The 7917-nt window shown below is 48.9% G+C and carries 9 protein-coding genes; 4 read left to right on the forward strand and 5 right to left on the reverse strand.

From position 1 onward, the window contains the following. The 5 genes from AB7U36_RS14075 to AB7U36_RS14095 form a co-directional block, all read right to left on the reverse strand. Nucleotides 1-1865 (reverse strand): efflux RND transporter permease subunit (locus AB7U36_RS14075; protein WP_428160376.1); only part of this gene is annotated, 1865 nt, incomplete at its 3' end. After that, the gene (locus AB7U36_RS14080; RefSeq protein ID WP_035240721.1) at nt 1862-3157 is read right to left on the reverse strand and encodes an efflux RND transporter periplasmic adaptor subunit; all 1296 of its coding nucleotides are present in this window, start codon (nt 3155-3157) and stop codon (nt 1862-1864) included. The genes AB7U36_RS14080 and AB7U36_RS14075, both read right to left, overlap by 4 nt. Then, nucleotides 3154-4491, reverse strand: a complete 1338-nt coding sequence (locus AB7U36_RS14085; RefSeq protein WP_428160377.1) for a TolC family protein — start codon at nt 4489-4491, stop codon at nt 3154-3156. The genes AB7U36_RS14080 and AB7U36_RS14085 overlap by 4 nt, the downstream gene beginning before the upstream one ends. A gap of 30 nt (nt 4492-4521) precedes the next feature. Next, a complete protein-coding gene (locus tag AB7U36_RS14090; protein ID WP_084691861.1) occupies nt 4522-5061 on the reverse strand; it encodes a tetratricopeptide repeat protein in 540 nt (179 codons plus the stop codon). A 150-nt stretch (nt 5062-5211) separates the two neighbouring features. Continuing rightward, complete coding sequence (locus AB7U36_RS14095) at nt 5212-5667, reverse strand: Spy/CpxP family protein refolding chaperone (RefSeq protein WP_035240719.1); 456 nt, start codon at nt 5665-5667, stop codon at nt 5212-5214. A 379-nt stretch (nt 5668-6046) separates the two neighbouring features. Between AB7U36_RS14095 and AB7U36_RS14100 the strand changes: the two genes are divergently transcribed. From AB7U36_RS14100 to AB7U36_RS14115, 4 genes are all read left to right on the forward strand, one after another. After that, entirely contained in the window at nt 6047-6313 is a 267-nt protein-coding gene (locus tag AB7U36_RS14100; protein WP_035240718.1) for an iron chelate uptake ABC transporter family permease subunit, read from the forward strand. A gap of 103 nt (nt 6314-6416) precedes the next feature. Continuing rightward, nucleotides 6417-6773: an ABC transporter ATP-binding protein gene (locus AB7U36_RS14105; protein WP_428160378.1), complete on the forward strand. Its 357-nt coding sequence runs from the start codon at nt 6417-6419 to the stop codon at nt 6771-6773. A 130-nt stretch (nt 6774-6903) separates the two neighbouring features. Next, entirely contained in the window at nt 6904-7296 is a 393-nt protein-coding gene (locus tag AB7U36_RS14110) for an ArsR/SmtB family transcription factor (RefSeq protein WP_051958100.1), read from the forward strand. Between the two features lie 3 nt (nt 7297-7299). Further along, on the forward strand, nt 7300-7746 hold the full coding sequence (locus AB7U36_RS14115) for an arsenate reductase ArsC (protein WP_035240741.1): 447 nt from the start codon (nt 7300-7302) through the stop codon (nt 7744-7746). Nucleotides 7747-7917 lie beyond the last annotated feature (171 nt).

Genomic DNA, 7917 nt, shown 5'->3' on the forward strand with positions numbered 1-7917 from the left:
GGAACCAATTGAACATCCAGCTCTCCTTCGTTGGCGATTTCATAGGTGTAAAGTCCCCATACTTTTCCGCCGGCAAGGGTAAAAATACTCTCAATTTCGGGCAGATTCCGTATCTTTTCTTCCAATTGCGTCAAGATGCGGTCGATTTCCGAAACAGAGGCTCCGGAAGGCATTTTCAACTTGACCATAACCCGGCCGTCATCCACCTTGGGTAAAAATTCAGAACCGGCCTTTCCGGCCAGGAATATGCCTGCGGAAAAGACAAGAACAGATACCAGTACGGTTTTCCATTTATGATTCATACAAACTTGTAAAAGCCGGCTGTAAACCCGCGTCAGAGTATTCATGACGGTATCAAACATACCGGCAATGGCCGACATTCGTCCCGATTCGCCGCCTTTGAGCAGTGCCCGCGTCAAAACCGGTGTCAGGGTCAGTGCCACAATCAGGCTGACGATGACAATACCTGCGACCACCAGTACAAGTTCTTTGAACAACAGAGCACTCAACCCCGGAACAAACAGAAAGGGAAGGAACAGGGCCAGGAAGGTCAATGTCGAAGCGACAATTGCTGCACCAACTTCGGACACGCCCTTTACGGCCCACTGGGATTCTCCCTCTTCCTTCAGACGGGTCATGTTTTCCAGGACAACGATGGAGTTGTCCAGAATAACCCCCAGTGCCACCACAAGCCCCCCCAGAGAAAAGAGGTTGATGGAAAATCCGGCTATCTTCATGATAAAAAAGTTGGCCAGAAGGGTCACCGGCAGGGCCACAATCATGACAAGAACCTGACGCCAGCGCCCCAGGAAAAGATACACCACAAAAATTACCAGAATGGCCGCCATGACAGCGGAGCTTTCCACACTTTGGATTGCACCCATCACATATGTGCCCTGGTTTTCCACAATATTGACGGATACGCCGTCTGGAATTTCGGTTTTTAGTTGCTTCAGCCCCTCATTCACCGCGCGGGAAACCGTTACTGTGTTGGCTTCTGCCTGCTTGAGCACGTTTAGTTTTACACAGGGTTTTCCGTTGAATCGGGTATTGACCCTCATTTCCTCATGACTGTCCAGAACCCTGGCAATATCTTTGAGATAAATAACCCGACCTTCGGGCGTCCTTTTGACCACAAGATTTTGGATCTCGGACAAGGTTTCGAACTCTCCGATGGTTCGGGCGATGATTTCCCTTGTTTTGACGGTGACTCTGCCGGAAAATGCCTCCCGGTTTTCACTATCCAGCAGCGTTACCACCGTTGCCGGGGAAATCCCGTAAGCTGCCAGCCGATCAGGATCGAGATGTACCCTGATCTCCCGGTTAAGGCCGCCGACCGCTTCCACTCCTGCGGTACCGTTGATGGTGGTGATCCTGTCACTGAGCCAGTTGTCCACCCAGTTTTTGAGCCATACCAGATCATATCGGTCTGATGAGATGGTCAGCTGCATTACGGGCAGCTGGGAAGGGTCTGACTTGATAACAATTGGAGAGTCCATGCTGCGGGGCAGTTTTCGTGCCACTCGTCCCATGGCTGCCAGGACGTCCTGGTATGCAGTATCAACGTTTACCCCGTACCGGAAGTTGACCAGCAGGGTATACATGCCCTCGATACTTGACGATTCCATGTAATCCAGGTTGTCCACCGTGGCAATAATCCGCTCCACAGGCTCGGCCACATTAGTTTCAATCTCTTCCGGGGTCGCACCCCGCCACCAGGCATGGATTTTGATCATCGGGTAGGTGATCTCAGGTAAATAGTCCACATCCATGTTTTTCAGACTGAAAAGGCCCACAAACAAAACGGCAATTGTGATAACGGTTACAGCAACCGGTCGTTTAAAAAGTGTCTGGGTGATTTTCATGGTGCTTTCACCTCTTTATTCCCATTGGAACAGGGAAACCTGCTTTGCTGCGAAATTAATTTAACCCGGTCACCAGGCTTGAGTTTTTCCTGTCCGGCGACAATCACCTGTTCGCCGGCCTGTATACCCTCCAGAATCTGGATGCAGGCATCTTCTTCAATGCCCAGGCGAACCTTGCGTTTCTGTGCAATATTATCTTTGACGACAAACGCTGCTGCGTTGCCGTTTTCCATGGCTAAAACGGCCTTTTCAGGGAGTACAACCGTATTTGAGGCCTTTTGAGTGACAATCCGTACCCGGGCGAACATGCCCGGAACCAGGTCCTTGACGTTCTCAGGTACGACTTCCACCATACGGGTCCGGGTTTTAAGATCTATCTGCGGGTAGACTCTGACGATGGATGCCGGATATGGTTGCCCGCCAAGGGCATCAAAGGATACATAAACGGGCTGGGTTCTGTCCTGCAGGTTTGATTCGGACTCCGGAACACTGAATCTGACAACCACAGAGGAGGTGTCCATTATCGTCAGCAGTAGCGAGCGTGTCTGGGCAAAATCGCCTACAGTGGCATCCACCTGAAGAATAATACCGTCAAAAGGTGCGCTTATGGTGCATTCCGAAAGCTTTGCCCGGGCAATGGAAAATTTGGCTTCCGCCTCCTTTACCAAGGCTTTCTGGATATCAATATCATCCTTTGTTGGACCTTGCTTGAGGATTTGATAGGTATCCCGGGCTGAGGCCAGATCTGCATCCGCTTTGATGCAGGCAAGGGATGCTTTTTCAAGGGCCTCTTCCGGTAAGGCCCCGGTTTTTACCAGCCTGTCCACCCTGTTTTTGTCTTTGCGGGTAAACTCGGCAATGGATTCAACTTCACGGACTTTCTGGGCCGCTTTGTTTTTCTCTTCTGACCTTGCTCCGGCCCTAAGATCCGCAAGCCTTGCCCGGGCGACATCAACCGCCGCCGAAGCGGCCTGCATTTCAGCCTGATACATTGGCCGGTCAATTTTAACAAGCAGTTCTCCTTTGGTTACACGGTCGCCCTCCCGCCATGGAAGAAAGGCAAGGGGACCTTCAACACTGGCCTGAATGACCACGGTCCGGGCGGCCGCCACATCTCCGGTCAGCTCCAGCTGTCTTGATATGGATTGTTTCCGGGCAGTGATAGCTTCCACCAGGGCGAACTGATCCTTTGGCTTTTTGCTCTCTGCGTGGGCCGAAGCATCCGGCCCGTCACACCCCAAAAACGTTGTTAATGTCAAACATATAAAAACTAAAGATAAATAGCGTATCATTTGGTGTCTCCCCTGGTCAGGGCAAATCTGGCAACAGCCGTGTGGTAATCAGCTGCGGCCCGGTAATATTCGGTTTCAATTTCCAGCATGGCATTCTGGGCATCCAGAACATCCAGAATCGTTCCTTTGCCCAGAAGGTACTTTTCCTGCTCAATGGCAAGGGCGTCCCTGGCCTGAGCCACGGCGGTTTTCTGGGTTTTGATCCGCTGAATGGCCGATGTCATATCAAGCACAGCCGTCCGGATCTCCTTTTGAACCAGAAGGCCAAGGGAGTGCCGCTGGTTTTCAATGGATGCAAGAAGCGCCTGTTCACGGTTAATCTCGGCCCGTATATGGCCTCCTTCAAACAGCGGGAGATCCAGGTTTACCCCAATGCTCCCCCGGACATCAGAGTCATCCGTTCCTTGGGGATAGTCATTGGAATCAGTCATAAACCGGTATCCGTAACTTCCTTTTAAGTAGATCTGCGGCAAGGCTTTGCCCCTGGCTGAAGCCGCTTTTTGTTTCTGGACAGCGACCCTGCTGTCCAGCGCCTTTATATCCGGGCGGTTTTCCAGTGCTTTTTCCAAAGCATCACCAGTGTCTGGAAGGGGCGGGACAGGAAGCAGACTGCCATCAATTCCAGGAAGGGAGTCGGGCAATGGGCCATTTTTTCCCATTAAACGAAACAGTTCCTGCCATGCGCCATACAAATTGTTTTCAGCACTCACCCTGGCCTGGTCAATTTTTGCCAGCCGCACGTCCATCCTGAGCAGGTCTACCCTGGCAGCCTTTCTGGCGTCAACCATTGCCGTTATACGCTCTTTATCCCGGTTCAATACCTGTTGGGAAAATATGATGCTTTCAAGCTGTTTGACCTGGCCAAGAATTTTGTACGCGGTCTGGGCCACATCAAATTCCAAAATCTGGGATGCTCTCAGAAGCGTATATTCAAATGCTTCACGGTTATGTCTGGCTGCAGCAGTTGCGCCGCTTAACTGCCCCCCGGTATAAAGCGGCAGTTGAAGGATCAGGCCCAGATCCGTCATATCTTTGCCGAAAACTCCTTGCTCTCCATTGTAACTTGCCGGAAACAATCTTGTGTCATCCGAGTACAAGGACTCTGCGGCATTAAAATGCAGGGAGGGCCATCTCCGGCCCTCAGCCATCTTTACATCGTATTCCGCCCCTTTGACCTGTGCTTTTAAAGCAAGAAGCGATGGGTTGTTTAAAAGCGCTGTTTCAACACACAATTCCAAAGACATCTGCGGGTCTGGTTCGGCATTTACAACGCCTGTACCAATGCAGAACAAAACCACCAGAAAGCGTAATATCCTGTTGCATGCCGTTCCCATCTTTTTTCCAATCATTGATAAATCCATTTATTATTTGCGTTCCTGCTCGTATTCCCAGACCATACGATCCACAGATTGTCCGTTGCCGAAAGTGGCTAACGGATTGATCTCAAGAAGTCCTTTCCAGGCTTTCATGGCTTCAGATTTGTCGTTCAGATCATGGAGCAGCACAATGCCTTTGTTCATCCGTGACACTTCATGCCCCGGATCAGCGGCCATTGCTCTGCTGAACATTTCAACGGCTTTTTCAGGCTGATTGCTGCGGCGGTACATGACGCCCAGATCCGTGAGAACATCAGGGTTACCCGGATCAATGGCCACGGATTTTTCATAGGCATCAATGGCATTTTGATACTGGCCCGCATCAAAATAGGCGTTGCCTAGTTGGGTCCAGACGTTTGCATTCTGCTTATTTTCAAGTGCCCGGGTTTTCAGCGTATCAAAATCAACTGCCGGGGCCGTTCCGGCAGGAGGGGGTTCCGGGGCTGCTGTCCTGGAAAGCTTGAAACTGCTGAAAACAGTGCCGCCAATAAAACTGATTGTGACAAGCAGGATAGACAGCCAGATCATGGATTGTTTCCCGCCTGAAGGTTTTAAGGGTCTGGTTGTTTTTTTTGTTTTTAATTGGTTTCTGACCATGGAAAAGATGATCCTTACTTTTTTTTGCACCTAAGGACATCACTCAGGTGAAGATGATCGTGATGCGTGAATTACAGATTTTTACCAGGCACTGTTGTGGTGCCGATTTGGGCCGTGTCCAGTCTCCATGCCTTTTTCTGCGAAACGAGTACGGGCCAGCTGGTTCGGCGTAAGGACCGCTCTGCAATCCAGCTGATAGGTTGTGCGGATTTCAGAAATTTTGGTGCTGAGATCCGACATCTCTTTTTCTTTGGCTAAAATTTTTTCCTTCTCCGGCTGCGCTACGTTCCACAGAATCCGCAGTTCGGAACGTAGCGTGATCATCTGATTCTGGAAAGGTGTAACGGCCTTGATGAATGCCGTCTTAAGCTTTAGCAGCTGAACGGACTGATCCGGGGTCAGGTCCAGGTCAGCCCCGTTACAGGCGTATCCATTTCCATGTCCCGTACCGGAGTGACCGCTGCCGGGCCACGCCATGGCCTGGGAACCGGTCAAAATGATGAATCCGGCCAGGATAAGTGTGCTTATGTTTTTCATTTTAGTTGCCTCCTCATATTTGGGGTTTGGGTAACTCAAGTCGCAAAGAGTGTGCCTAACTTGATTTCTATTTTTGATAACTAATGAAACTATATGTAATTTAAATATGATATATTGGAAGCATCTCATGCTGGCATGAATAATACCCATTCAGGGCGATGCGGCAATAATTGTCGAAAATAAAGCAATAGAAGCGGATAACAGCACTGGTTCAAAGGAATACACGTTCGAGTAAAAACTATCCAATCGACAATTCTGTCGGCTGCTAAATCAGAACAGCGTTATAACCACGATCAATATTCCAGTCACCGTAATGGGAAAATCGGCTTCCTTGGATTGAAATCAGAGAGAATATCATTAAAAAAAAGGTTACTTATCCATGTTGATCAAGGCTTTTATCGTCTCTTTTCTGGGTGTCATTGGTTTTGTCGGGCTGATTTGTTCGCATATCGTCCGCCGGATTATTGGAGACGACCACCGGTTTGTAATGCCTGCGTCCTGTCTGACCGGGGCTGTTTTACTTTTGAGTTCGGATACGGTGGCCCGCCTTGTTCTTTCGCCGAACGTATTGCCCGTTTCCATTCTCACCGCGTTTTTAGGAGCCCCGACATTTCTTTATCTTCTGATCCAGGAAAGGAGGCGATGATGCTCAAGGCCCAGGATCTAAAAGTAGGCTATAAAAACGGCCGGGTGGTGTTGAGCGATTTGGGGTTCACATTGGACCAGGGACAGATGCTGGCCATTCTTGGATTGATGAACTCAGCGGGGGCCAATTGCAAAAAGTCTGCATCGCCCGTGCCCTGGTTCAAGAAGCTAAAGTGCTGCTCCTTGACGAACCCACGAGCAGTCTGGATTTAAAAAACCAACTTGATATCTTGCATACCATCGGGCGGCTGATCAGGGAACACCGGATATCTGCCGTGATGACCATGCACGATTTGAACCTGGCCTTTCGTTTTGCGGATCGGTTTTTATTTCTCAAAAACGGAAAAGTCTTTGCCGGAGGTCGGCCGGATCATGTGAATGGTGATATGGTCGCTGCTGTCTATGGTGTCAAGGTGGACATCCTCCGGCATAACGGACAGGTGGTGATAGTTCTCAATTAACATCAAATATTACGCAGCAGCCACCTGGGATACCGACCAACAGGTTTGAAAAATTTTATCTTGACATGCGTTAAAATTTGTGGCTTCCTATATTTAGATATTTAGCTAATTATAGAATGGTGTGTAATGCATGGATAAAACGCTTTCGATTATAAAATCAATGTCAGACAAAAACAGGCTCAGAGTTTTAAATGCCCTATTGGTTCATAACGAATTATGTGCCTGCCAGATCACCGAATTTCTGGGCGTAGCCGGAGCGACCACCTCCAGGCATCTGGATTTGATGGTAAACGCCGGGGTGTTAAAAAAACGTAAACAGGGTCGCTGGATCTATTTTCAAATCAACAGGGATGATCCCTCATTAACACCACTTTTCAGGTGGGTGGAAAACAGAGTCGAACAATGTGAACAGGTAAAAGAAGATTTGCAGGTATTAAAACAGAAATTGGTGATTTCCTGCAAAGAACTAAGCCAAAAACAAAGAGAACGCAGTGCCTGCGCCAATTCAAACAAAGGGGAATAAATGATGAAAGAAAAGCTTAAAATACTATTCTTGTGTACAGGCAATTCATGTCGCAGCCAGATGGCGGAAGGCTGGACCAGACATTTAAAAGGGGACATTATTGATGCCTGTTCTGCCGGAGTTGAAACACACGGTCTCAATCCCAATGCCGTAAAAGTCATGGCTGAGGTCGGTGTGGATATTTCAGGCCAACGATCCAAGCTGATTAATGAGTTTCTGGATATGAAACTGGATGCCGTGATTACGGTTTGTGGACATGCCCATGAAACCTGTCCCTATTTTCCGCCCCGCTGCAAGGTGATCCACGTTGGGTTTGACGATCCGCCCAAACTGGCAGCCGAACTTGAAAAAAAAGGGGAGCCGGAAGAAAAACAACTGGACTGCTATCGCAGGGTCAGGGATGAAATCAGGGCTTTTGTCGAAAAACTTCCTGAAAACATAAATAATTAAATAGGATAATCGTTAACAGGAGAAAAAAATGAGTCATTCAACGGTTAAAAGCTTAAGCTTTCTGGACAGATTTTTAACGTTATGGATTTTTCTGGCCATGGCGGTCGGGGTTTTCGGAGGTTATTTTTTCCCCGGCGTCCGGGACGTGATCAATGTTTTCCAGGTGGGAAC

It is taken from the genome of Desulfobacter sp. (assembly GCF_050177295.1).

What these genes read in the sequence shown, in the direction of transcription:
- AB7U36_RS14080 (WP_035240721.1), bottom strand. Translation starts at nt 3,157, where the DNA reads ATGATACGCTATTTATCTTTAGTTTTTATATGTTTGACATTAACAACG.
- AB7U36_RS14085 (WP_428160377.1), bottom strand. Translation starts at nt 4,491, where the DNA reads ATGGGAACGGCATGCAACAGGATATTACGCTTTCTGGTGGTTTTGTTC.
- AB7U36_RS14090 (WP_084691861.1), bottom strand. Translation starts at nt 5,061, where the DNA reads ATGATCTGGCTGTCTATCCTGCTTGTCACAATCAGTTTTATTGGCGGC.
- AB7U36_RS14115 (WP_035240741.1), top strand. Translation starts at nt 7,300, where the DNA reads ATGAAAGAAAAGCTTAAAATACTATTCTTGTGTACAGGCAATTCATGT.
- AB7U36_RS14110 (WP_051958100.1), top strand. Translation starts at nt 6,904, where the DNA reads ATGGATAAAACGCTTTCGATTATAAAATCAATGTCAGACAAAAACAGG.
- AB7U36_RS14100 (WP_035240718.1), top strand. Translation starts at nt 6,047, where the DNA reads ATGTTGATCAAGGCTTTTATCGTCTCTTTTCTGGGTGTCATTGGTTTT.
- AB7U36_RS14095 (WP_035240719.1), bottom strand. Translation starts at nt 5,667, where the DNA reads ATGAAAAACATAAGCACACTTATCCTGGCCGGATTCATCATTTTGACC.